The sequence below is a fragment of the Marinobacter pelagius genome, from assembly GCF_003315345.1.
Lineage (GTDB): Bacteria > Pseudomonadota > Gammaproteobacteria > Pseudomonadales > Oleiphilaceae > Marinobacter > Marinobacter pelagius_A.
Genome location: NZ_QNRO01000002.1, coordinates 1 through 23938, shown reverse-complemented (window position 1 = coordinate 23938; position 23938 = coordinate 1). Strand labels below are relative to the sequence as shown.

Sequence of the window (23938 nt, the reverse complement as noted above, 5' to 3'; positions counted from 1 at the left end):
CGGCCACTCATTCTGCATCAGGCCGGAACTGACACAAGGCAGCTTTCGATGCACCACAACTGGTCACGCTACCTGCGGATAATCATTGCCGGGCTCGCCGTTACGACGCTGGTGGGCTTCATTTTCGATCGGCCGCTGTGGGGCCTGACCTTCGGGCTGGTGGTCTACCTGTGGTGGACCCTGGTCCAGGCGCGTCGCCTCTATCAATGGCTGGCCAACCCCAGCGGCACCGATGAAGCGCCCCAGAGCATTGGCATGTGGGGCGATATTTTCGATGGCCTTAACAAGCTGCACCAGAACCATTTGCGCACCCAGGACCGCCTGCGGGCCCGTATCAACCGGGTACAGGAGTCCACCAACGCCATGCGCGACGGGGTCATCATGACCGACTCCCGGGGCGCGATGGAGTGGTGGAACGGTTCCGCCGAGTACCTGCTGGGTTTCCGCCGCAATACCGACCAGGGCCAGTACATCCATAACCTGATCCGCAACCCCTCGTTCAAAAGCTATTTTGATTCGCGGGACTACCGGGACCCGCTGGAGATCAACTCTCCGGCCAAGCCCCACATCCATCTGCAGATCCAGATCAGCCTGTTCGGCGATGACGACCGTCTGATCGTCGCCAAGGATGTCACCCGCCTCTACCAGCTTGAGCAGATGCGGCGGGACTTCGTGGGCAACGTGTCCCACGAGATGCGTACCCCGCTGACAGTGATCAGCGGCTACCTGGAAACCCTGGTGGACCACGCCGACGAACTGCCTCCCAAGTGGCGGCGGGCCATCAATACCATGGCCGCCCAGTCCTCGCGGATGGAGGCCCTGATCACTGACCTGATCCTGCTGTCCCGGATCGAGACCGGCGAGCAGACGGTGGACGATGCCCTGACCGACGTCGACGCCCTGATCGAGCAGATCTGTCACGACGCCAGGGCGCTCAGTGGCGACAAGCAGCACAAATTCACCGTCAATATCGGCGACCACCGGTTGCTACGGGGTGACGAGAACCAGTTGCGAAGTGCCTTCTCGAACCTGGTGTTCAACGCCGTGAAATACACGCCGGCCAACGGGCATATCACGGTTTCCTGGACCACCAACCGGGAGGGCGCGCATCTTTCGGTCAAGGACACTGGCATAGGTATCGACCCCGTGCATATCCCCCGGCTGACGGAACGTTTTTACCGCGCTGATCCCAGCCGCCACAAGGATACCGGCGGCACCGGCCTGGGTCTGGCGATCGTCAAGCACGTCCTGCTCAACCACGATGGCAACCTGGAGATCCGCAGCCGGATTGGCGAGGGCAGCGAGTTCATCTGCCACTTCCCGAGGGAAAGGCTGGTCGAGCGGGTACCGGAACCGGCCAGCAACGATTGACCAGCACCCCGGGGAACCGGAAGCTTAAACAATTGTCATGCCCTACTGGTGATTGCGGTGTTTTCACGCCCTGAAAACACGCTACCATGACAACAACAGCTTCCATCCAAGACTATCCGGTTCGAGGTATCGAGTGCGCTTCACTCTCTCAAGGAAATCCCGCGGGCCGCTGGCCCTGATCATTGCCAGCATCCTGGCTCCGGCGACGGGCACCGCCCTTGCCCAGGACCAGGCCGAGCCAATCAGCCAGCAGGCGTTTGTCGAGTGCAAGGCGAGACTTGAGCAACAGGCCATCGAGGCCGGAGTCAGCCAGGCCACCGCCAGCCAGGTCATGGCGAAGGTGGAACACCTGGACCGGGTGATCGAACTGGATCGCCGGCAGCCGGAATTCACCACCACCTTCGCCGATTACCTGAACCGTCGGGTCAATGAGGCCCGGGTCAGCAAGGGCCGGGAGATGCTCGCCGAGCACCGGGACCTGCTGCAGCGGGTAACGGATGAAACCGGTGTTCCGGCACCCTACCTGGTGGCGTTCTGGGGCCTGGAGACCAATTTCGGCAGCTACTTCGGCAAGATGTCTGTGCCCAGCGCCCTGACCACTCTCGCCTGTGATGCCCGCCGGAGCACCTTCTTCACCCGGCAGCTGATCGCCGCCCTGCGAATCATCGATGAGGGCGCGATACCCGCTGACCAGATGGAAGGCTCCTGGGCCGGCGCCATGGGGCACGTCCAGTTCATGCCCACGGTCTTTCTCCAGCATGCGGTGGACGCCGATGGCGATGGCCGCCGGGATCTCTGGAACAGCCTCCCCGATGCCATGATGTCTGCCGGAAAATTCCTGCAGTCCATGGGCTGGGACGGGGACTACCGCTGGGGACGCGAGGTATTGCTGCCCGATAACTTTGATTACAACCTGGCCGATGGCCGCCGCCTGGCGCTGACCGAATGGCGCAACATGGGGATCACCGATGCCTTTGGCAACGCCCTGTCCCGCGCTGACATCAAGGCCAAGCTCGTGGTGCCTGCGGGGCATCAGGGACCGGCGTTTCTGGTCTACGATAATTTCCGGGTGATCATGGGCTGGAACCGTTCCGAATTCTACGCCATCGCCGTAGGCCACCTGGCGGACCGGGTGGCGGGAGCCGGCAAGCTGCAGAACCCGCCACCGGAGGATGCACCGGCGCTGTCCCGGGACGACATCATGGAACTGCAGGAAGCCCTGACTGACCGGGGTTTTGACACCGGCAAACCGGACGGCATCCTCGGTCCGGCCACACGATCGGCCATTCGCAAGTTCCAGGCTGCCTCCGGCATGGTTGCCGATGGCTATCCCGGGCAAGCCGTTCTGGCCAGACTGAACGTATCTACCGGTAACTGATTCGATACGTAAGGCAGAGGTCGGAAAACACCATGGATTCCATTACCCAGGTTGCCCTTGGAGCGTCCATTGCCGGTGCGGTCGCGGGCAAGACCCTGGGACGCTCGGCACTCCTGATCGGCGGTGCGCTCGGCACACTGCCCGATCTGGACGTGGTCATCGACTACGGTTCCGCCGTGGCCAATTTCACCCAGCATCGCGGCTTCAGCCACTCGCTCTTCGTCCTGGCCCCGCTGGCACTGTTGCTGGCCTGGCTGCTGTGGCGCTGGAAACCCCAACTGGACTTCCGACGATGGCTGCTGCTGACCGGCCTCGTCCTGCTGACCCACCCGATACTGGATGCCTTTACCACCTACGGCACCCAGTTGTTCTGGCCGTTTGGCGGACCGGTTGCCATCAACAGCATATTCATCATCGACCCGGCCTACACCCTGCCACTGCTGGCAGGCTGCATACTGTTCCTGATCCGGCCGCCTGCTCAGAGGGCGCTCGCCGTTGGCCTGGTCCTGTCCACCGTTTACCTCGGCTGGACCCTGGCCGCGCAACAGATCATTACCCAGCGGGTCACTCCCGTGCTGGCGCAGGCGGGCATGGAGAACGCCCGGCTGATGGTCCAGCCCATGCCGTTCAACACGGTGTTGTGGCGGGCCACCGCCATGAATGACGAGCAGCGGGTGGAGATCGTTACCGGCTTCCTCGACGGTAACCAGCCGCTGACCCTGGAAACCTTTCCCCGCGATCCGCAGCTGGCGGATTCCGTGGCCGACCTGCCGGAAGTACGTCGCCTGGAGTGGTTCACCGGCGGTTTTCTGGACTATGCCACCGACGGCGACCGGATCACCGCCACGGACATCCGCCTTGGTCTGCCCGGCGCCCATCCCTTCACCTTCGTGGTGGCCCGTCATAATGGCAGCGAGTTCCTGCCCATCACCAGCAGCCGGCTACCGAGACCGTCCGTCAGCGACCAGGCCCTGGCACAGCTGTGGGCTCGGCTGACCGGCCAGAGCAAGGTGCTCTGTCTCGCCACCCTGAGCACTCCGGCACCGGGACAGACCTGCTGATGAATCTGCGCCTCGACCAGTTCATCGCCAATTGCACCGAACTGTCCCGGAAGGAGGCCAAGCGGGCGATTGGCACCGGCGCCGTTAACGTCGACGGGGCCGTATGCAAAACCGCCAACCGGAAAATTCCCGATGATGCCCGCGTCAGTCTGGACGGCGAACTCCTTAACCTGCCCGGCGAGCGCTATCTGATGATGAACAAGCCGGAGGGTGTGGTCAGTGCGACCACTGACAGCGAGCATCCGACCGCTCTTGATCTTCTGCCGGCCGAACTTGCCCGGGACCTGCACATGGCCGGACGATTGGACCTGAACACCACCGGCCTGTTACTGCTGACCACCGACGGCCACTGGTCCCATCGTGTCACCTCCCCCCGGACCGATTGTCCGAAGACCTACCGGGTCAGCCTCGGTGAACCGCTGACCGAAGCTGCGGAGCAGGCACTGACCGCCGGGGTGTTATTGCGCAATGAGGACAGGAAAACCCGCCCGGCGACCGTCAAGCGGGTGAATGACTCGGTGATCGAGCTGACCATCTCCGAGGGGCGCTATCATCAGGTCAAGCGCATGCTGGCAGCGGTGGGTAATCATGTGGTGGCGCTGCACCGGCTACGGGTAGGCGACATCGTCCTGGATCCGGAGCTTGCACCCGGCGAGTACCGCGCCCTGACCAGGCAGGAGATCGCCAGCGTCAGTCAGGACTGATCAGATCCGCTCGAAGCGTTTGGCCTCGAGGTTCTTGCGAACGGCGCCGGCCTCGAACACCTCGCCGTTCATGGCGATGTAGACCCCCGGTGGTAGCAACTGCACCGCTGACCAGGCGAAGCCGAGGTTGAACAGGGCGTCGGTACGGCGCATCCGCGCCGGCTGCATGGCTCCGAACAGCACGATGGTCCGGTCGATCAGGGACGACAGCCATTCCGCCGTCCGGGCCATGGTATCCGTACCGTGGGTGATCAGGATCTTCTGCCCCTCACAACCGGCCACGGCATCGAAAATCCTGTCCCTGTCATCATCGGTCATATCCAGGCTGTCCTTGCGCAACACCTCGTGGACACGGTAGCCCTCGTGGATGTTGGATTCAGACAACAGTTCGGGCAACAGTGAATCACCAATCTCGAACTGGCTGCTGGCATCAAAGTACACCTTGTCGATGGTGCCACCGGTGGTGAAGATCTCGATCATGGCTCGGGTCTGTCCCTGTCAGTTCACTGTGGAGGGGGCGTTGCCGGCAACCGCATAGGCCGCATTCTTTTCCTGCTCATAGCGGCGGGCGGCCTTGGCGACGCTACCGGGCTCACCGGTATCCAGCCAGCGTTTGATGCGCCCGGAATCCCCCAGTGGCGACCGGGTGCCCAGGGAGTCCAGCAGGACGGTCACGATCTTCTCACCGTTCATGTCTGAAACCATCACCAGGCAGCGCCCCGCCTCGGACAGGTAACCGGTCTTGCTCAACTCGACGCCCCAGCTGTCCCTATGCACCAGCGGATTGGTGTTGCCGAAGGACAGACTGTATCTCGGGTTCCGGAAATGGGCACGGTAATAGCCGGTGGTGGAATACTCCCGGATCTCCGGATGTTTCAGGACGGCATTGACCAGACGAACCAGATCCGAGGCCGTGGAAACATTGAGCGCTGACAAACCGGTGGGATCCACGAACCGGGTGCCGGACATCCCCAGAGCCCGGGCTTTTTCATTCATCGCTTGCACAAAAACGTCGTAACCGCCGGGATGATTGCTGGCGAGCGTATAGGCGGCGAAGTTCTCCGAAGACATCAGCGCGATCCGGATCACCTCGGAGCGGGACAGGGTCGAATCCACACGAATCCGGGTGTAGGCATTGTTGGCCGCAGGGGTGTGACGTTCATGGAAGGTAAGCGGTTCATCCAGGGGCTCGCCGGATTCCAGCACCACCAGGGCGGTCATCAGCTTGGTGACGGAGGCGATGGGGACCTGCCGGTCCGCATTCTTGCCAAAGACCAAATTATCGTCACCAACGCGGGCCACCGCGGCGTTAACCGACGCCAGATTCGGTCCCGTACCGGCGTGCACTGTAGTCACAAGGACCATCAGCAGAAGCAGCAACGCCCCGCTTTTCAATTTCCCGATCGTGCCTGTCACTGCTCCCCCTGTATCGAGCCTCGGTGATAGCCTCCCACTATATCAGCGGAGACGAATGTCTGACATGTCACATTTTCCCTGAAGCGTACTGGCGAGCACATGCAAAACAACTTAAAAATCTGTAAAATTTCAGTTAATTCATGCTATTACAATTCATTTCCAAACGTAGCCGAACTGTAACAATCCGCATTTTCGGCCCCCAGGAAACCCCGGATGGATTCGCAAGCCCAAAGTCATGCCAACGCGCGAGCCCCCGGCTCCACTCTGCGATTCCCGGCGACCTGGCTGAAACGGTGGCTGCCCCTGATGATGCTGATTGCCAGCGTCACCTACGGGCTGGCCGCCACCCTCTGGCTCGCACCTGGCAGCGGCGCCCGGGAATTATCTGGTATCCAGCAAACGCCCGGAGACACCCCGGTTTCCATCTCTCCCCAGTGGGCTTACCGGATCCAGTCACTGACGACGATACTTGCCAGCCGGTCCTGGACCTCGCCAGACGGCTGGACCCGGGTCGATCCTGAAAAATCCGGCATGGGCTACCCCTACCGCCCTGTCACTTACCGTCTTCAGCTGGAAAACAACTCCGATACGTCAGCTCAGCGGAAGCTGATCGTGTCCGCCCCTTACCTCGACCACCTGGAGCCCGCACTGGTCCATCCGGACGGACGCACTGAGCGGCTCGCGATCCTGGGCGATCGTTACCCGTTCGATCACCGTTATGTTGGCCTGCCCCAGTGGATCTGGCCCGTTACCCTGCAACCCGGTCGGACCACTCTGCTGTTGGAGGTGCAGAATAACGGGCCCGTGCTCCTTCCCGTTTCGTTGGCCACTGCGAACGAAGTGGCCAGCCAGGGTGCCGCCAAACTGGTCTGGAAGGCATTCATTACAGGCCTCCTGGTTTTCGCGCTGTTACTGAATCTCAGCATTGTGGTCCGGCTCCGGCGTCCGGGGCTGGCCTGGCTCAGCGTACTCATGGTGGCCGTCATTCATAGTCAGCTGGTGATGGACGGGTTGGGATTCTGGCTACTGTGGCCCTACCACCCTGAATTGAATGCGCTTTTGGGGATCACCCTCCCCCTTTGCCTGATTGCCCTGTGTGAGTTCACTCCTCACTTTCTGTCCGTTGGCAGGTCCTCGGCCAGGCTTCTGCGCACGTTCAGTCTGCTGGGCAGCCTGCATCTGCTGGCAGCCCCCTTTGCCATCAAGCTGATTGGCCAGGATAGCTTCCTGGTAACCAGCGTTCTGGGCGGCGCCTTTATCTGCGCTCTGGCCTTCTGGCACCGGCACCATGTTTACGGCCGCTATTTTGCCATGTCCATCCTGGTCATCCTCCTGGGTGCAACGATAACGTCCCTGCGTACCATCGGCTGGCTCCCGGTCAACACCCTGACCGACTCTGCTTTCTTCCTGGGGGCAGCGCTGGGCTCACTGATCCTGACCAGCGGCGTTGGCCGGTTACTGGTGCAGGAACGCAAGCGCCGAATGGGATCCGATATCCGCGTTCGTCAGGAACGGCAGCTCAGAACCAGGATCGAACAGGAATACGACCAGCTGATGAAAACCCACCGGGTAACCGGAAAACCCAACCGCCCCGTCCTGGAAGAGGCGCTGCAGGCCATTAACAGCAGCCAGTCACCCTATACCCTGTGCATCGTCCGGTTGGCCAGATTCAACGAGCTCGAGCAGGCGCTCGGCTACCACACGGCGGAAGACCTGCTGAAGCAATACCTCAGACAATTGAACAGCGTCCTGAAACGTTGCCTGGGCGGCCGTCTGATTACCATCAACGGCCAGGGTCTGGCCACGCTCGACACCAGCAACCATGCCTTCGCCTTTTATCGGGACCCGAACGCAGGGCTGGAGGATCCGGCGCTTGATGCCATCACCGGATGGTTGGGCAAGAACTTCCGGGAAGGCCGGTTCTCCTTTTCCTGGGCTCCCAAGCTTGGCCTGGCGCATGCCCCCGAGCACGGCAGGGATGCGACCACCATCCTGTCATCCGCGGGATTCGCCTCGCTGGATGACTCCCGGCCGCTGTCGGTGTATGACCCCTCGGTCGCCCGCGGCCTGTACCGCCAGCAAATGCTGATCCTGGATGTTGAGGAGGCTCTGAAGGCCGGTGAAATGTGGCTGGAGTACCAACCCAAGGTGAACATCCGGGATGGCCGGACAGACTCTCTGGAAGGACTGATCCGCTGGCATCACGGCGAGTTCGGCAGGGTTCCGCCAGACCAGTGGATTCCCCTGGCGGAGGAGGTCGGCATCATCCATACGGTGACCCTGTGGGTGCTGGACCGCGCCTGTCAGGACTTTGCCGCCCTGCGCGAACGGTTCGGCCAGCACATCTCCGTCTCGGTCAACATCTCTGCCAAGGATCTTGCCCAGCCCGGCTTTCACAGGGTTGCCGCCCGTATCACCCGTAGCCACGGCCTGTCACCGGAGAACATCATTCTGGAGATTACCGAAACCGCCATGATGAGTGATCCCGCCATTGCCCGGAAAACCATCAGCCTGCTCAGTGGTACCGGTTTCCGGATTGCTCTCGACGATTTTGGCGCCGGACACTCCTCGCTCGGTACTCTGGCTACCTTCGACCTGGATGAACTGAAGATCGACCGGAGTTTCCTGAAAAACATCATGCGCTATCCCAAGCGCCAGCGGATTCTCCGGGTAGCCCTGGAGCTGGGCGAGAGCCTGGATCTGGATGTGGTCGTGGAAGGGGTCGAGGACGAAGCCATCGCCATCTGGCTCCAGCAGTTCCCCGGCCTGCATGGCCAGGGCTACTACTGGGGGCCACCGGTGCTGCCGGAGGCGGATTAGGGCAGGTCTGTGACCGCACCTTTGGAGGCGGAGCTTACAGTCCGGGCGTACTTGGCCAGCACCCCGCGGATCACCCTCGGCTGCGGTGCCTGCCAGGCCTGGCGCCGGCGCTCCAGTTCGGCTTCCGACACGTCCAGCTCGATGCGGTTAGCAACGGCGTCGATGGTAATCGTGTCGCCATCCTCCACCAGCGCGATGGGGCCGCCCTCCGCCGCCTCCGGGGTGATATGGCCGACCACGAAGCCGTGGCTGCCACCGGAGAAACGGCCATCGGTGATCAGCGCCACATCACTACCGAGTCCCTTGCCCATAATCGCGGACGTAGGACTCAACATTTCCCGCATACCGGGGCCGCCCTTCGGGCCTTCGTAACGGATCACCAGGACATCTCCGGCCACCACGGAGCCGTCAAGGATCCGGGCCTGGGCCTCCTCCTCGGAATGAAAGACCCGGGCGCAACCGGTGAAATGGGTGCCTTCCTTGCCGGTGATCTTGGCCACCGCACCGGTGGGCGCCAGATTACCGTAGAGAATGCGCAGATGGCTGTCGGCCTTGATGGGATCCTCGAAGGCATGAATGATGTCCTGGCCCTCGGGGTAGGGCTCCACGTCCGCCAGGTTCTGCGACAGCGTCCGGCCGGTCACGGTCAGGCAGTCACCGTGCAACAGCCCCCGCTCCAGCAACATTTTCATCAAGGGCTGGATACCACCAATGGCCACCAGCTCGGACATCATGTAGTGGCCACTGGGCCTGAGGTCCGCCAGCACGGGCACCCGTTTGCCGATCTCGGTGAAGTCCTCCAGATCCAGCTCCACACCGATGGTGCTGGCCATCGCCAGCAGGTGCAGCACCGCATTGGTGGAACCGCCCAGGGCAATGACCACGGTGATTGCGTTCTCGAACGCCTCCCGGGTCATTATATCCGAGGGCAGGATACCCTTTTCCAACAGGTTCAATACCGCCGCACCGGCGGCCCGGCAATCCTCCTCCTTGGTCTCGGAAACCGCGTTCTGGGCCGAGCTTCCGGGCAGACTCATGCCCATGGCCTCGATAGCCGACGCCATGGTGTTGGCGGTATACATCCCGCCGCAGGAACCGGGACCGGGTATCGCGGTTTCCTCGATCTGCTTCACCTCGATCAGGTCCAGGTCACCCCGGGCATGGGCGCCGACCGCCTCGAACACCGAGATGATATCGGTGTGGTTCTTGCCGGGCATGATGGTGCCGCCGTAGACAAACACTGAGGGCCGGTTCAACCTCGCCAGCCCCATCAGGCAACCGGGCATGTTCTTGTCGCAGCCGCCGATGGCCACCAGGCCGTCAAAGCCCTCGCAACCGGCAGTGGTCTCGATGGAATCGGCAATCACCTCACGGGAAACCAGGGAGTACTTCATGCCCTCGGTACCGTTGGCGATACCGTCGGACACCGTGATGGTATTGAAGATCAGGGACTTGCCGCCCGCCTCGTCGGCACCGGCGGCGGATTCCTCGGCCAGCCGGTTGATGTGCATGTTACAGGGCGTGAGATTGCTCCAGGTCGAGGCAATGCCTACCTGGGGCTTGCGGAAATCCTCATCGGTAAAGCCCACGGCCCGGAGCATGGCCCGACTGGCGGACTTGCCAATGCCATCCACCACGGGAGAAGAGTATTGACGTCGTTTGTCGTCGGTCATGGCAGCCTCCAGGTCTTCAGGAATGATCGATTCAGGATCTCAGATTCGGCAGTTAACCTCAAAAAACCCGTCGAAAACAATATGCAGTTCCGAATGACCTGCATCAAGCGGTCCGGCGATGCCAGCTTTTACAATCGTTGACAGATCTTCCCAGCCACGGAGGCATCATATGCCATCGCCAACACAATCCCAGCCGGCGCCGACCACCGGTCATTCCCGCCCGGAGTACGATCTGTGGCGCCGTGGTTACGGGGTGATACGGCACACCGATTCCACCTGTGCCCAGGTCCAGTTGCTGGCCGAGCGCCTGGTTCAACGGGGGCTGCAGCCGGACACCGAAGCGGTCTATCGCAAACTCGCGGCACTGGATCGCCTGACCAGCGCCGGCCTGTGGCTGGTGGTACACATGACCTATAGCCGACGCGTGGATATCACCGGAGCCCCGCTCAGTCCCCGGGATTTCAAAACCAGCCCGGAGGGCCATACCGGCGGCGCCCTTAACATGGTTCCTGCGTACGCCGCCTACCTGGCACTGAACAACCTGACGGGTGAGACCCGGAGCTGGTTGATGGGCCAGGGCCATTGCGTGGCCGCGGTGGATGCACTCAACGTGCTGACCGGCAATCTCCACGCTGAGCAGAGGGAGCGGTACCAGGGTATCGAAGGTCTGTCCCATCTGGCCGACGATTTCTACAGCTACCGGCAGAAACCCGATGGTGCCATGGCAGCGCCGGTCGGCAGCCACGTCAACCCGCACACCGCCGGCGGTATCATCGAGGGCGGTTACCTCGGGTTCGCGGAACTGCAGTACGCCCACATGCCGCTGCCGGACGAATCCCTGGTGGCATTCCTTTCCGATGGCGCTGCCGAGGAGCAGCGGGGCAGTGACTGGATCCCAAGGTGGTGGCGCCAGGAAGACTGCGGTCTCGTTCTGCCGATCATGATCGCCAATGGCCGGCGCATTGAGCAGCGGACCGAGTTGGGCACCAGGGAAGGGCTCGAGCGGTTCGAAGCCCACCTGGGCCACCGGGGCTTTGACCCGGTCCGCTTCGACGGCCGCGACCCGGCGGCCTTTGTCTGCGCCCTGCTGTTCATGGAAGAGGCTCTGAGGGATCATGGCGAGGCGGCGCTCAGGGGGGAGATACACTACCCGGTACGCATACCCTATGGTATTGCCGAAACCGTCAAGGGTTACGGGTTCTACGGCGCCGGCAGCAATGCCGCCCATAACCTCCCCCTGCCCGGCAATCCCCGGATCGACGCCCGAGCCAGGGAGTTGTTCCATACTCACATCGCACCCCTCTGGGTCAATCCGGACGAGCTCCGGCGGGCGGTCCGGCAACTGGGTGAGCATGATCTGCAGAACCGGCCCCTGGAGCGTGATCACCCCCTGGCCAGCCGCAATCCGGTGGACCCTGTCATTCCCCGGCTTGCTCCGTGTCGCGATCCGTCATCCTCGCCCATGAAGGCCGTGGATCACTTTTTCCGCGCGCTGGTGGCAGAAAATCCCTGCCTGCGACCGAGGGTCGGCAATCCGGACGAACTTGCCAGCAACCGGCTGACCGGCATCCTCAAAGCGCTCAAGCACCGCGTCAATGATCCCGAGAATGATCAGGAAGATATCCAAGGCAAGATCATCACCGTGCTGAACGAGGAAGCGGTGATTTCCGCCTGCCTCGCCAACAAGGCCGGGCTTAACCTGGTGGCCAGCTATGAGGCTTTCTGCGTCAAGATGCTGGGAGCGATCCGCCAGGAACTGATTTTCGCCAGGCACCAGAAAGCCGTCGGCCGGCCCGCGCGCTGGCTTGGCTTTCCGGTCATTGCCACGTCTCACACCTGGGAGAACGGCAAGAATGAACAGTCGCACCAGGACACCACCTTCTGCGAGAACCTGCTGGGCGAGATGAACGACGTTTCCCGGGTGATCTTCCCGGCGGATTACAACAGTACCCTGGCTGTCCTGCCCTCGGTTTACACTGACCGCGGGCGACTGACCTGCATGGTGGTGCCCAAGCGGGAGCGCCCCTGTGTCTTTGACGCCAGCGAAGCCGACACCCTGGCCCGGCAAGGCGCCCTGGTGGTGGATGAGGACACCTGTGCCGGGGAACCGCTGCTGCTGATCGCCAACGGAGCCTATCAGCTGTCCGAAGCCATCCGGGCCTGCGAACGCCTGCGGGAGACCGGCACCCCCTTCCGGCTGGTCTATGTTCAGGAGCCCGGCCGTTTCCGCCAGCCCCGGGATGCTCACGAGACGTCGGTCTGCGTCTCCGAGTTCGAGCGGGAACGGCTCTTCCCCCATCGCCTTAAGCGCCGGGTCTGCCTGACCCACATGCGCCCGGAGGTCTTCCGCGGGCACCTCCATACCCTGTTCCCCGAGATGAGTCACGCCCGTGTGCTGGGCTACATCAATCAGGGGGGCACCCTGAACGTAGCCGGCATGCTGTTTGCCAACCAGTGTTCCTGGGGCCACGTTCTGGCCGCCTGCGCCCAGGTCATGGAGCAACCGCCGGGCGAGTGGCTGTCCACCGCCGAACTGGCTGCTGTGGAAGGCCGGGGAGATCCCTCGGCCATTACCCGGGGATTGCCCACCGCCTGAGCAGAAACGGGCACTCCGGCCCGGAGCCCGTTGACGCTCCGGCCGGGCACATCCGGGGACTCTGGGCTAATATGTGGACTTTGAACTGTAGAGAGTGAGTCAGTTTTATGGAGTTGCCCGCATACCTCAAGGTCATGGCCGACAAAGGCGCATCGGACCTCTACTTTTCCACCGGCACACCGGTGATGATCAAGATCGAAGGCCAGACCAGGCCGCTGACCCAGAACCCCTTTCAGCCCGGTGCCGTCAAGGCACTGGCCTATTCAGTGATGAACGACCGGCAGCGGGCCGCGTTCGAGCGGGATCTGGAGCTGGACATGGCCATCGGCGTCGATCACATCGGCCGATTCCGGGTGAATGTGTTCTGGCAACGGGGTGAGGTGGCAATGGTGATCCGCTACCTGAAGAACGATATTCCATCGATCGAATCCCTCGGCCTGCCCGGCATCCTGGAGCAACTGATCATGGAACCCCGCGGACTGGTCCTGGTGGTGGGCGCCACCGGTTCCGGCAAGTCCACCACGCTGGCCTCGATGATCGACTACCGGAACCGTCATCGAAGTGGCCACATCCTCACCATTGAGGATCCCATTGAATATACCCACAGTCATGGCATGAGCGTGATTAACCAGCGGGAAGTGGGCGTCGATACCCACTCCTACTCGGATGCCCTGAAGCGAGCCATGCGGGAGGCTCCGGATGTGATCATGATTGGCGAGATTCGAGACCGGGATACCATGAAACAGGCCCTGACCTACGCCGAAACCGGGCACCTGTGCATCTCCACTCTGCATGCCAGCAACGTGGACCAGACCCTGAGGCGCATCGTCAACTTCTTTCCGGACGAGGCCCACCGTGAGCTGTTCATGGATCTCAGCCTGCACCTTCGGGCAGTGGTTTCCCAGCGCCTGTTACGCAGCGTCGACGGCAATCGGGTTCCGGCGGTGGAAGTGATGTTGTCCAGCCCCTACATCAGGGAACTGATCAACAAGGGTGAGATCGGAGGCATTGGCGAGGTGATGGAAAAGAGCCGGGAGATGGGAATGCAGACCTTCGATCAGGCCATTCTGGATCTGTATCACCAGGGCAAGATTACCAAGGATGAAGCCTTTGCCAACGCCGACTCCAGACACAATCTGGAAGTGGCCATTCGCCTGGAGCAGGGCAAGATGGGTGACAGTTCAGGGCTGCGGATCGACGACGGCAACTGACCCCCGCTGCCAGAACCTCGAAGGGAGCCCGCCGGCTCCCTTAATTTGTGCTTCATAGTAGTTTGACGATGCTGTCGCCGTTCACCCGCTGACGAATACCGGGCCGACGCCGAAGTTCCAGAGAATGACGGAACCGACACGGGTGGACACCAGAATCACCAGGGCCACGGTCAGCAAGGCACCGGCATACATGACGGCCCGTTCCTTCTCGATACCCATGACGATCGGCAGGCCGTCGTACATGAGCCAGGCACCGTAGCAGGCCGCAATCAGGAACACGATCGCGTTGAACCAAGGCACCGGGTACAGCAGGGCGAAGCCCGCCAGGAACAGCGGAGTGCATGAGTAGGCCGCCAGAGCAATGCCGTTGGACGGCACATGTTCTTCCCGGGCGCCGTAGGTTTTCGCCATCCAGTTAATCGCGTAACCCAGGGCGAAAACCCCCACCAGCATGGCGAGATAGGTCAACACACTCAGTTGCAGGGCACTGATTTCCGTCAGCTTGATCAACCGTTCGTTGCCCACCGTCCAGCCAAAATAGGCCGTCGAGATGTAAGCACAGATCGGAGCGATCGCCGCCAGAACCAGAACGTAGGCCACGTACAGTCGTCGCGGCGTCTCGTGTTCTTTGCGAATGGACACCCACTCTTCATCGGGGTGCGTGAAAAGACCGAAGGCATGTTGCAGGAGCATGGACACCCCCTTTTCTTGCTGTTGTTGGTATGGGTAGGTACGTTTCCCGCACGCTGCTGGATCTGAGAACGATACCTGAACTTAACTATAGTCAAGAATGAGGGGGTTAAAAGGCAGCTTTAATGCCTTTTTGTCATTTAGAAACGGCTTTCAGATCCTTTGGTTCTGGCAAGGCATCGAACGCGCCGAACCGGGTTGCGGTTACCGCACCGCAGCGGCTGGCGAATTCCAGGGCGTTGGCAAGCTCACCCTCTCGCGCCAGCCATTGCCGGAAGCCGGCGCCGGAAACCCGGTCCTGCCAGAGCCGGAAGAGCAGTCCCGCCACGAAGGAGTCCCCCGCTGCGGTGGTATCCACGGCGCTGACCCGTGGCGGCTCAACCCGCAAGGTTTCCCCGCCCGCGAACGCCCGCAGGGTGGCGGCACCATCCGATACCACCAGCAGCGGCACGCCCTGCTCTCGCAGGGTGTCCACCAGCGCATTGGCATTCTCTCCATACAACTGCTCCAGTTCCTCCCGGCTGAACTTGACGATGTCCGCCTGACGGGCGAGCTGGCCGATGATCTCCGGGGCGTCCTGCCACACCGGCCAGAGGCCGGTCCGGAAATTGACGTCGAAACTGATCAGGCAGCCGGCCTGGCGGGCCCGTTCCACCAGGCGCCACGAGGTGTCACGAATCGCCGGTTCGGTCAGGGTGTTGGAGCACAGGTGGAAGATCCGGGCGGCCTTCAGCGCAGTCTCCGGCAACTGATCCGAGCGGTACAGGAGGTCCGCCGTGACGGTTCGGTAGAAGCTGAAGCTGCGTTCGCTCTGCGCATCCAGTGATACCACTGCCAGTGCAGTCAGTGACGAGTCCGACGTCGCCAACAGGGAGGTGTCGACCCCGTAACCGGACAGCGCGCGGACAATCATCTGACCAAACACATCGTTGCCCACCTGGCCGGCAAACCCGGCGCGCCCGCCCAGACGGGCAACACCCACCGCCACGTTGGCCGGGGCACCTCCGGGCTGCGGTACATAATGTACACCACCCTCGCCCTGCTCACCCCGCATATCAATCAGTGCTTCGCCGAAGCACAGAACATCGCACATCTTCTGGAACCTCTTGAACAGTTAAGGGCAGCTCTCACGCACCAGCAAGTGGGTCTGCAGCAGGACATTCCGGTCCTCCTGCTCGCCGAGGAAGATACGGGCCGCCACCCGGCCCTTTTCGGCGCTTTGCTGATAGACGGTGGTCAGGGACGGATGGATGTTGGCGCCTTCAGGGATGCCGTCGAAGCCGACCACCCGGACATCGTCCGGCACCCTGAGCCCCATCTGCAATGCCGCCTGGATGGCCGCCAGACCGATCCGGTCACTCATGCACAGCAGCAGATCCGGCCGGGGCGTGCTGGTGAGTGCCTCCCGCGCAGCCTGGTAGGCATCCTGATGGGTGTTGGTGGGTGTCGACCAGATACGCTCCGACGGCACCCGGTAGCCGGCCGCCTCGAGGGCATCGAGATAGCCGTTCAGGCGTCGCACCGATATCGCCCGGGTCTCGCTGAACAGCTCACGGTCCCGGATCCGGCAGACCCGATCCGTGTCCACCAGCCTCAGGCCCAGAATGGCCACCTGTTCCGGCGGCGTGCGCAGGGCATGCTCAGCGCTGCGGCGGGCGCCATCGTAGTTATCGATGTTGACCCAGGTACAGCCTTCCAGGTCAAAGTCCACCACCACCATGGGCTTGCCGTGCTGTTTCAGGCGTTCGTAGGTGTCCTCTTGCTTGAGCCAGCCGTAGATGATGAAGCCATCGACCATCGATTCCTGCAGGCGGCTGCGTTGTTCATCGTGGCTGGAGAGCAATAGCATGTTCATTTGCCGGCGGTCGAGGACTTCCGCCACCCCGTGCAGGAATTCGTTGGCCACCGGGTCGGTCAGACTGTAGGCCAGGTTGTCCGCCAGCATGACCCCGACGATACCGGTGCGTCCGGTCCGCAGGCTGCGGGCTGCGGCGTTCGGCCCCATGTATCCCAGACGCTTGCACTCCTCAAGAATCCAGCGGCGCTTGGCCTCGGAGAGCTGATCCGGCCGGTTGAAGGCATTGGAAATGGTGGCCGTGGAGACGTTCAGTTTCTCGGCCATTGCCTTCACGGTTAACCGTTTCGGCGTGTTACTGACGGTCATGGCTTCTCCAACGGTGTGTGTCTGTGGTCAACGGCTTGCCGCCTCGGCCAGCCCGGCCGTCTCGGGCTGTTGCGCATGGGCCGCCAGGGCCCGATCGTTGCTGTCGAAGACGTGAACCAGGTCCGCGTCGGTACTCAACACCACTCGCTGCCCGGGCGTGATCTCACAGGGTACCGGCTGACGCACCACCAGCAACTCTTCCATGACCGGCAACTCGATGTAAACGTAGGCCTCGTTGCCCAGGTACTCCACGTTGACCACCTCGAGACCCTGATCCGGGCCGGAGACTTCCAGGTGAAAGTGCTCGGGCCGGACGCCCACGGTGACCGCGTCGCCCTGTGCCAGTTCTGCGGTATCACGGTTGATCGCCAGTGTACCAAGTCCATCCACGTCGACCTGGGTCCTGTCGCTGCCGGCACCTGCGGCGATCCTGCCCGGCATGAGGTTCATCCGGGGTGACCCGATAAAGCCGGCAACAAACAGGCTGGCCGGATGTTCGTAGAGTTCATAGGGAGTACCGACCTGTTCGACATTGCCCTTGTTGAGCACCACGATCTTGTCGGCCAGGGTCATGGCCTCCACCTGATCATGGGTCACGTAGATCATGGTGGACTGCAGGCGGTCGTGCAGCTTGGCGATCTCGGTACGCATCTGGACCCGGAGGCTGGCATCGAGGTTGGACAGCGGCTCATCGAACAGCATGATCCTGGGCTCCCGGGCCATGGCCCGGCCAATGGCGACCCGCTGGCGCTGGCCGCCGGACAACTCCCTCGGTTTGCGGTCCAGCAGTTTCTCCAGCTGCAGGACCTGGGCGGTCTTTTCCACCCACTCCCGGATCCGTCCCTTGTTGGCCTTGCCCAGTTTCAGCCCGAAGGCGATGTTCTCGTACACGGACATATGGGGGTAAAGGGCATAGGACTGGAACACCATGCCCACACCCCGCTCCTTCGGGGATTGTTCGGTCACCACTTCGCCGTCAATTTCGATGTCACCACCGGTGGGGTCTTCCAGGCCGGCGATCAGGCGCAGGAGGGTGGACTTGCCACAACCGGACGGACCGACAAAGACAACAAACTCCCCGTCTTCGATGCGCAGGTTCACGCAGGGCAATATCTCTTCTTTACCAAAGGTCTTGTTGATGTTCTTCAGTTCCACGCAAGCCATGGTGGAGACTCCTCTGTTGATCGCCCGGCTCCGGCCGGGCGCTCCGAAGTTTAAAGTTCCGCAAACAGGGCCTGGTAGGGTGGCAGCACCAGGTCGCCGCCCTCGATACGGCCCTCGAAGCCGGGTTCTCTCACGACCTTGCCGACAGCCAGGGGCGAGGGCGTCCGGATCTCCCTGCCAGTCAGGTTCAGGGCAACCAGAAGGCTCTGCTCATCCGTTCGGCGAACCCAGCACAGGGCATCGCCGGTGTCCTCAAACAGCTCCAGGTCTCCTTCCACCAGGGCCGGCTGTTGCTGGCGCCACCGGATCAGCTCTCGCACCCGGTTGAGGGTGGAGTCCGGGTCCTGCTCCTGGCCCTGAACCGACAGCTCCCGGTGGGCCGGGTCGATGGGCAGCCAGGGATCACCGGTGGTGAACCCGGCGCCGGGCTGCGGCGTCCAGGGCATGGGTGTCCGGCAGCCGTCACGTCCCTTGAATTCCGGCCAGAACTCAATGCCATAGGGATCCTGCAGGGCTTCGAACGGCACCCGGGCCTCGGGCAGACCGAGTTCCTCGCCCTGGTACATGGACACACTGCCGCGCAGCGTCAGCAGCAGGGCCATGAGAACACGGGCATAGGCCGCAGGATCGTCCACGCCCTCGCCCCAGCGGGACACCACCCGGACCACGTCGTGGTTGCTCAGGGCCCAGCAGGGCCAGCCCTCGCCCAGACCGCACTGGAACCGGCGCACCACGTCGCGGACCCAGTCCGGACCATGGCGGTCGGACAGCAGGTCAAAGGAGTAGGCCATGTGCAGCCGGCCATCGCCCCGGGTGTATTCGGCCATACGCTCCAGTGGCTTGTCGTCACCGATCTCACCCACCAGGGTGGTGTCCGGGTACTGGTCCATCAGCTGACGCAGGTCCGCCAGGAAATCCAGGTTTTCCGGCTGGCTCAGATCGTACACATGACGCTGGTAGGTATAGGGGTTTACGCCGCTGGCCACGAAGGTCTTGGGCTGATCCGCCGGCACCGGCGGGTTATCCTCCAGGCCCTGGCTGTGATAATAGAAGTTCACCGTATCGAGCCGGAAACCGTCGGTGCCCATATCCAGCCAGAAGCGCATGTTGTCCAGCTGGGCCTGGCGAACGTCCGGATTATGGAAATTCAGGTCTGGCTGGCTGGCCAGGAAGTTGTGCAGGTAATACTGGGCGCGGCGGCTGTCCCAGGTCCAGGCGCTGCCACCGAAGATCGACAACCAGTTGTTCGGCGGCGTGCCGTCCGGTTTCGGATCGGCCCACACGAACCAGTCGGCCTTGGGATTGTCACGGCTCTGGCGGCTTTCCTCGAACCAGGCATGGACGTCGGAGGTGTGGCTCAGCACCTGGTCGATGATGACCTTCAGGCCGAGCCGATGGGCCTCCTTTACCAGGGTCTGGTAGTCGGCCATATCGCCGAACATCGGGTCCACACCGCGATAGTCGGAAACATCGTAACCGAAGTCCTTCATCGGCGAGGTGAAGAACGGCGACAGCCAGATCGCATCCACCTCCAGTGAGGCCACGTAAGGCAGCTTCTCGGTGACGCCCTTGAGGTCACCGATGCCATCCCCGTTGGTGTCCATAAAACTGCGGGGATAGATCTGGTAGATGATGCCACCTTTCCACCATGGCTGGGTCATACAGAAAACTCCTTGATTAACCTTTGACCGCGCCCGCCGTCAGGCCGGACACGATTCGACGTTGAAAAATCAGCACCAGCACCACCAGTGGCACGGTCACGATCACCGAGGCCGCCATCAGGTTGCCCCAGGGCAACTCGTGCTGGGAGCCACCGGTAATCAGGGCAATGGCCACAGGAACCGTGCGCTGATCGTCGGTGAGGGTGAAGGTGAGTGCGAACAGGAATTCGTTCCAGGCGGCGATAAACGCCAGCAACCCGGTGGTGGCCATGGCCGGCCACATCAGCGGAACGAACACCTTGAACAGGGTGGTCAGGGGCGACGCGCCATCCACAATGGCGGCTTCCTCCAGCTCCTTCGGCAGCTGTCGCATGAAGGTGGTCAGGATCCAAACCGTGAATGGCAGCGTGAAAATGGTGTAGGAGAAGATCAGTGCCAGCGGATCGTTGTACAGGTTCATGGCACGGATCACCTCGAACAGGCCGGACAGCACCGCCACCTGGGGGAACATGGAGACCGCGAGCACGATCATCAGCACCGCGCTACGGCCCCGGAACTGCACCCGCCCCAGGGCGTAGGCCGCAGTCAGGCCGAACCCCATGGCAATCAGCACTGTGGCGAAGGACACCAGTACAGAGTTCCAGATGCTCTTTACGAACGAGCCCTGCCCCAGTACCGCCGCGTAGTTGGCAAAGTCGACCGAACTGATCCAGTACTCCACCGTGAACAGCTCCGAGCCACTCTTGAACGAGGTCAGGATCGCGTAATAGAACGGGAATACGGTAAACAGCAGGATCGCCACGAGCAGAATGGTAAACCCGATCTTGCCGGCGATTCTTTTCAGCAAACGGGAGTTCATGCCTCACCTCCGATCTGTTTGCGGCCGAGGTAGAGATAGGTGATGGTCGCCAGCGCAATGATCAGGAACAGCACGGTGGACGCCGCCGAGCCGTAACCCACATCCTGGAACTGCACCAACTGCTGGCGGGCGTAGACCGACATGGACATGGTGTCCTCGCTGTTGGAGGTCAGCACGTAGATGACATCGAACACCCGCAGGGCATCCAGGACCCGGAAGATGATGGCCACCATCAGCGCCGGAGTGATCAGCGGCAGGGTCACCCTGAAGAACACCTTGACCGGATGGATGCCATCCACTTTCGCCGCCTCATAGCAGTCCGAGGGCAGCATCTGCAGGGCCGCCAGGGTCAGCAGGGCCATGAACGGGGTGGTTTTCCAGACATCCACCATGATCACCGCCCACATGGACAGGTCCGCATTGGCGGTCCAGTTCAGGGGCTCGGCGATGATGCCCAGGGTCATCAGCAGGTCATTGATGATTCCGAACTGATCGTGCAGCATCCAGCCCCACATTTTGGCCGAGACGATGGTAGGCACCGCCCAGGGAATCAGCGTGGCAGCACGGATCAACCCGCGGCCCCGGAACTGGGCGTTCAGGGTCAACGCAATGATCAGACCCAGTACCGTTTCCAGGCCCACAGAGACCACCGTAAAGAAAAGGGTGTTCCACACCGACTGCCACCAGGCGGGGTCCGCGAGCACCCCGAACCACATACCGTCGTCGTAGACCAGGTAGTTTTCCAGCCCCACCCAGTTGTATTCACTGATGCTGGCAAAACTGGCATCGGTGAAGCTGAACCAGATAGTGCGCAGCAGGGGCCAGCCCGCCACGGCAGCCAGCACCAGCAGCATGGGGATCAGGAACAGCCATGCCGCACGCAGGCGCTGGCGGTGCACTCTGCTCGGCCGCCGCCGGGCAGGAGACGAAGCGGTCGGCGAGGTGCCGAGCGCTTCGGTTTCTGCGGGTGCCGGGGTTGAATGTGTCATGGCGAGTTACCAGCCCCGACGGCCCAGGCGACGGAGCTCGCGCTCCAGGCCACTCAGTGCCTGCTCCGGTTCCGCCTCACCGGACAGCACGTCGTGCACGCTGTTGAAGAAGGCGTTGGAGACCCGGCCATAGCTTTCACCGGTCACTGACGACGGGCGCGGAACGCCGTTCTTGAAGGTCTCGAACAGCTCCCCGAAGAACGGCACCGCAGCCAGCACTTCCTCGTCCTTGTACAGGGCCGGAATGGTGGGGTTGTAACTGCCTTCGATGGCGCGGCGCTTCTGCTCCTCGTAACTGGTCAGGTAGCGCACCAGATCGGCGGCCAGGGCGGTGTTATCCGAGTATTTCGAGACCGCCAGCTGCCAGCCACCCAGAGTGCCCGCATGACGACCGTCTTCGCCCCCCGTGGGGAGTGCCACCACGCCGACCTTGCCCTTCACCGGGCTATCGGCACTCTGGGCCAGGCTCCAGGCGTAAGGCCAGTTGCGCATGAACAGGGCGTTGCCGGACTGGAAGACGCCACGGGCCTCCTCTTCGGTGTAATTCAGGACACTACGGGGGGAGATGGTGTCGATCCAGGTACTGGCGAGGGCCAGGGCCTCCCGGGCCTGCGGGTTGTTGATGGTGACCTCACCATCGGCATTCACAATGGTGCCACCGTTGTGGCTGGCCACCCATTCCAGGGCATCACAGGTCAGGCCCTCGTAGGCCCGGCCCTGCCAGACAAAGCCCCAGAACTTGTCATTGCCGGCTTCACGTTCCGACTGCATGACCGTCTCGGCGGTTTCGGTGAGCTGCTCCCAGGTTTCCGGCACCGGCTGGTCGTATTTCTCGAGCAGGTCCTTGCGGTAATAGAGCACACCGGCATCGGTAAACCACGGCATGGCCACCAGCCGGCCGTCCACGGTGTTGTTGCGGACCAGGGACTGGAAATGCTTGTCCTCGGCGCCTTCGGTGTACTCCGAAAGATCCACCATGTGGTTGGCCAGCATGCCCGGCCACACCACGTCGATCTGGAACACATCGACATCGCCGGACTGGGCGGCGAGCAACTGCTGATAAAGGGACAGACGCTCGGTAGCCGAGTTCGGGGTGGATACCACCTGCACCTCGTGGCCGGTTTTTTGTTCCCAGGCCCGGGTACCTTCCTCGCATAGCTGTCGTTCAGCGCCCACCGCGCCGCAGGAGATGGTGACAGTCTTGGCCTGCAGGCCGCCAGCCAGCAGGCAGGCAGCCGCACCACCGAGCATCAGGTGCTTGATCGTAAAACGGGACATAATCATTACCTCGTCTTGTTGTTATTCAGCTCAGAACCAGATTTCCATCTGGGTGCCAAAGGTCCACTGACCGCTGGCAAAATCGCTGTCCGCACCCAGGGCATCGCCACCGGCGTATGTGTCCAGCTCATCGTCCCAGGTGGAATAACTGGCAAACACCCGGATCTCCGGACGGTTCCAGAAACCACCAACCTGGGGCTTGAACGTCGGCGCGACCGTGAAACGGCTGTAGTCGCCCTCTACCGCGTTGCGACCGGAATAGCCCATAGGCGTAATATCCATGGTCTGCCAGGAGGCCTCATACTGCATCTCGAAATTGGCATTGAACTCCTGGGCCAGGCGGGCATTGAGGGTCAGCCACTGGTATTCATCACCCTTGATATAACGGTCTTCGCTGGTTTCCGCCAGAATCGCCGGCGCCAGACGCCAGTTGTCACTCAGATAGGTCGTGCCATACACCCCGACGCGGGTGCTGACCGCGTCCTCGTGCAGGTCGCCATCGGCGCCGATATTCTTGGCCTCGGCCCCCAGCCCCTGTCCGTGCATCACCGCAACCTTGAAGTTGCCGTCGGAAACACCGAAGAAACTGTCACCATGGTAGGCCAACATGGTGTGAACGCCGGTCTCGGCGGCCGTGGCATTGCCTTCGACAACGCGCTGGTCGTTGTTCTGGGCCTTCATGCCACTGATCATCCACTGTACGTTGCCGAAGTAATTGTTGGCGGTAAGGATCAGGTTATCGGTGCTGTAGCTCCCTTCCGGGACAAAATCCGTATCCGCGGGAAAGTCGATAAAACTGCGGCCATAGCCCGGATTTCTCATGAGAAGGTAGCGTAAGGAAGGAAGAAGCGGCTGAAAGTGTTATGATTTCAAGCTCCTACACAAAAAACCAACACTAACCGC

19 protein-coding genes are annotated in these 23938 nt (G+C 62.0%); 7 read left to right on the top strand and 12 right to left on the bottom strand.

Annotated features, from left to right (window positions below; translation table 11 throughout):
• The first annotated feature begins 48 nt into the window (after positions 1–48).
• The 4 genes from phoR to rsuA all read left to right on the top strand — a co-directional run bounded on the left by phoR (position 49) and on the right by rsuA (position 4514).
• A complete protein-coding gene (gene phoR / locus DET50_RS02275; RefSeq protein WP_113861277.1) occupies positions 49–1371 on the top strand; it encodes a phosphate regulon sensor histidine kinase PhoR in 1323 nt (440 codons plus the stop codon).
• 133 nt (positions 1372–1504) lie between these two features.
• Entirely contained in the window at positions 1505–2749 is a 1245-nt protein-coding gene (locus DET50_RS02270) for a lytic murein transglycosylase (protein WP_113861276.1), read from the top strand.
• A 32-nt stretch (positions 2750–2781) separates the two neighbouring features.
• Complete coding sequence (locus DET50_RS02265; protein WP_113861275.1) at positions 2782–3810, top strand: metal-dependent hydrolase; 1029 nt, start codon at positions 2782–2784, stop codon at positions 3808–3810.
• Between the two features lie 5 nt (positions 3811–3815).
• On the top strand, positions 3816–4514 hold the full coding sequence (gene rsuA / locus DET50_RS02260; protein ID WP_113861567.1) for a 16S rRNA pseudouridine(516) synthase RsuA: 699 nt from the start codon (positions 3816–3818) through the stop codon (positions 4512–4514).
• On the opposite strand, the gene DET50_RS02255 is transcribed toward rsuA, so the two are convergent.
• The gene (locus tag DET50_RS02255; protein ID WP_113861274.1) at positions 4515–4994 is read right to left on the bottom strand and encodes an asparaginase domain-containing protein; all 480 of its coding nucleotides are present in this window, start codon (positions 4992–4994) and stop codon (positions 4515–4517) included.
• A gap of 18 nt (positions 4995–5012) precedes the next feature.
• Entirely contained in the window at positions 5013–5930 is a 918-nt protein-coding gene (pbpG, locus tag DET50_RS02250; RefSeq protein ID WP_258546032.1) for a D-alanyl-D-alanine endopeptidase, read from the bottom strand.
• A 213-nt stretch (positions 5931–6143) separates the two neighbouring features.
• Here pbpG and DET50_RS02245 point away from each other — a divergent pair, with 213 nt between their 5' ends.
• Entirely contained in the window at positions 6144–8750 is a 2607-nt protein-coding gene (locus tag DET50_RS02245) for an EAL domain-containing protein (RefSeq protein WP_113861273.1), read from the top strand.
• On the opposite strand, the gene ilvD is transcribed toward DET50_RS02245, so the two are convergent.
• Positions 8747–10423 (bottom strand): dihydroxy-acid dehydratase, encoded by a 1677-nt coding sequence (gene ilvD / locus DET50_RS02240; protein ID WP_113861272.1) that lies wholly within the window; start codon positions 10421–10423, stop codon positions 8747–8749. The two genes, DET50_RS02245 and ilvD, sit on opposite strands and share 4 nt — an antisense overlap.
• Positions 10424–10592: 169 nt before the next feature.
• On the opposite strand from ilvD, the gene DET50_RS02235 reads away from it, so the two are divergent.
• Positions 10593–13019, top strand: coding sequence for a phosphoketolase family protein (locus DET50_RS02235; protein WP_113861271.1), 2427 nt, complete (start codon positions 10593–10595; stop codon positions 13017–13019).
• A 107-nt stretch (positions 13020–13126) separates the two neighbouring features.
• On the top strand, positions 13127–14230 hold the full coding sequence (locus tag DET50_RS02230) for a PilT/PilU family type 4a pilus ATPase (protein ID WP_113861270.1): 1104 nt from the start codon (positions 13127–13129) through the stop codon (positions 14228–14230).
• Positions 14231–14311: 81 nt separating this feature from the next.
• Here the strand turns inward: DET50_RS02230 and DET50_RS02225 are convergent, their stop codons facing one another.
• From DET50_RS02225 to DET50_RS02185, 9 genes are all read right to left on the bottom strand, one after another.
• Positions 14312–14923, bottom strand: coding sequence for a Yip1 family protein (locus DET50_RS02225; RefSeq protein ID WP_113861269.1), 612 nt, complete (start codon positions 14921–14923; stop codon positions 14312–14314).
• Between the two features lie 133 nt (positions 14924–15056).
• On the bottom strand, positions 15057–16013 hold the full coding sequence (locus DET50_RS02220) for a carbohydrate kinase family protein (protein ID WP_113861268.1): 957 nt from the start codon (positions 16011–16013) through the stop codon (positions 15057–15059).
• Between the two features lie 21 nt (positions 16014–16034).
• The gene (locus DET50_RS02215; protein ID WP_113861267.1) at positions 16035–17084 is read right to left on the bottom strand and encodes a LacI family DNA-binding transcriptional regulator; all 1050 of its coding nucleotides are present in this window, start codon (positions 17082–17084) and stop codon (positions 16035–16037) included.
• A 27-nt stretch (positions 17085–17111) separates the two neighbouring features.
• The gene (locus tag DET50_RS02210) at positions 17112–18248 is read right to left on the bottom strand and encodes an ABC transporter ATP-binding protein (RefSeq protein WP_113861266.1); all 1137 of its coding nucleotides are present in this window, start codon (positions 18246–18248) and stop codon (positions 17112–17114) included.
• A 50-nt stretch (positions 18249–18298) separates the two neighbouring features.
• On the bottom strand, positions 18299–19909 hold the full coding sequence (locus tag DET50_RS02205; RefSeq protein ID WP_113861265.1) for an alpha-amylase family glycosyl hydrolase: 1611 nt from the start codon (positions 19907–19909) through the stop codon (positions 18299–18301).
• 16 nt (positions 19910–19925) lie between these two features.
• Positions 19926–20768, bottom strand: coding sequence for a carbohydrate ABC transporter permease (locus DET50_RS02200; protein WP_113861264.1), 843 nt, complete (start codon positions 20766–20768; stop codon positions 19926–19928).
• Positions 20765–21757, bottom strand: a complete 993-nt coding sequence (locus DET50_RS02195) for a carbohydrate ABC transporter permease (RefSeq protein WP_113861263.1) — start codon at positions 21755–21757, stop codon at positions 20765–20767. Before DET50_RS02195 ends, DET50_RS02200 begins: the two co-directional genes overlap by 4 nt.
• 6 nt (positions 21758–21763) lie before the next feature.
• Positions 21764–23020, bottom strand: a complete 1257-nt coding sequence (locus tag DET50_RS02190; protein WP_404932713.1) for an ABC transporter substrate-binding protein — start codon at positions 23018–23020, stop codon at positions 21764–21766.
• A gap of 45 nt (positions 23021–23065) precedes the next feature.
• The gene (locus DET50_RS02185; RefSeq protein ID WP_258546031.1) at positions 23066–23857 is read right to left on the bottom strand and encodes a carbohydrate porin; all 792 of its coding nucleotides are present in this window, start codon (positions 23855–23857) and stop codon (positions 23066–23068) included.
• Positions 23858–23938 lie beyond the last annotated feature (81 nt).

Excerpts from the sequence above, each read along its gene's own strand:
- phoR (WP_113861277.1), top strand. The coding sequence starts at position 49 with ATGCACCACAACTGGTCACGCTACCTGCGGATAATCATTGCCGGGCTC.
- DET50_RS02265 (WP_113861275.1), top strand. The coding sequence starts at position 2,782 with ATGGATTCCATTACCCAGGTTGCCCTTGGAGCGTCCATTGCCGGTGCG.
- DET50_RS02255 (WP_113861274.1), bottom strand. The coding sequence starts at position 4,994 with ATGATCGAGATCTTCACCACCGGTGGCACCATCGACAAGGTGTACTTT.
- DET50_RS02245 (WP_113861273.1), top strand. The coding sequence starts at position 6,144 with ATGGATTCGCAAGCCCAAAGTCATGCCAACGCGCGAGCCCCCGGCTCC.
- ilvD (WP_113861272.1), bottom strand. The coding sequence starts at position 10,423 with ATGACCGACGACAAACGACGTCAATACTCTTCTCCCGTGGTGGATGGC.
- DET50_RS02235 (WP_113861271.1), top strand. The coding sequence starts at position 10,593 with ATGCCATCGCCAACACAATCCCAGCCGGCGCCGACCACCGGTCATTCC.
- DET50_RS02230 (WP_113861270.1), top strand. The coding sequence starts at position 13,127 with ATGGAGTTGCCCGCATACCTCAAGGTCATGGCCGACAAAGGCGCATCG.
- DET50_RS02225 (WP_113861269.1), bottom strand. The coding sequence starts at position 14,923 with ATGCTCCTGCAACATGCCTTCGGTCTTTTCACGCACCCCGATGAAGAG.
- DET50_RS02220 (WP_113861268.1), bottom strand. The coding sequence starts at position 16,013 with ATGTGCGATGTTCTGTGCTTCGGCGAAGCACTGATTGATATGCGGGGT.
- DET50_RS02215 (WP_113861267.1), bottom strand. The coding sequence starts at position 17,084 with ATGACCGTCAGTAACACGCCGAAACGGTTAACCGTGAAGGCAATGGCC.
- DET50_RS02210 (WP_113861266.1), bottom strand. The coding sequence starts at position 18,248 with ATGGCTTGCGTGGAACTGAAGAACATCAACAAGACCTTTGGTAAAGAA.
- DET50_RS02205 (WP_113861265.1), bottom strand. The coding sequence starts at position 19,909 with ATGACCCAGCCATGGTGGAAAGGTGGCATCATCTACCAGATCTATCCC.
- DET50_RS02200 (WP_113861264.1), bottom strand. The coding sequence starts at position 20,768 with ATGAACTCCCGTTTGCTGAAAAGAATCGCCGGCAAGATCGGGTTTACC.
- DET50_RS02195 (WP_113861263.1), bottom strand. The coding sequence starts at position 21,757 with ATGACACATTCAACCCCGGCACCCGCAGAAACCGAAGCGCTCGGCACC.
- DET50_RS02185 (WP_258546031.1), bottom strand. The coding sequence starts at position 23,857 with ATGAGAAATCCGGGCTATGGCCGCAGTTTTATCGACTTTCCCGCGGAT.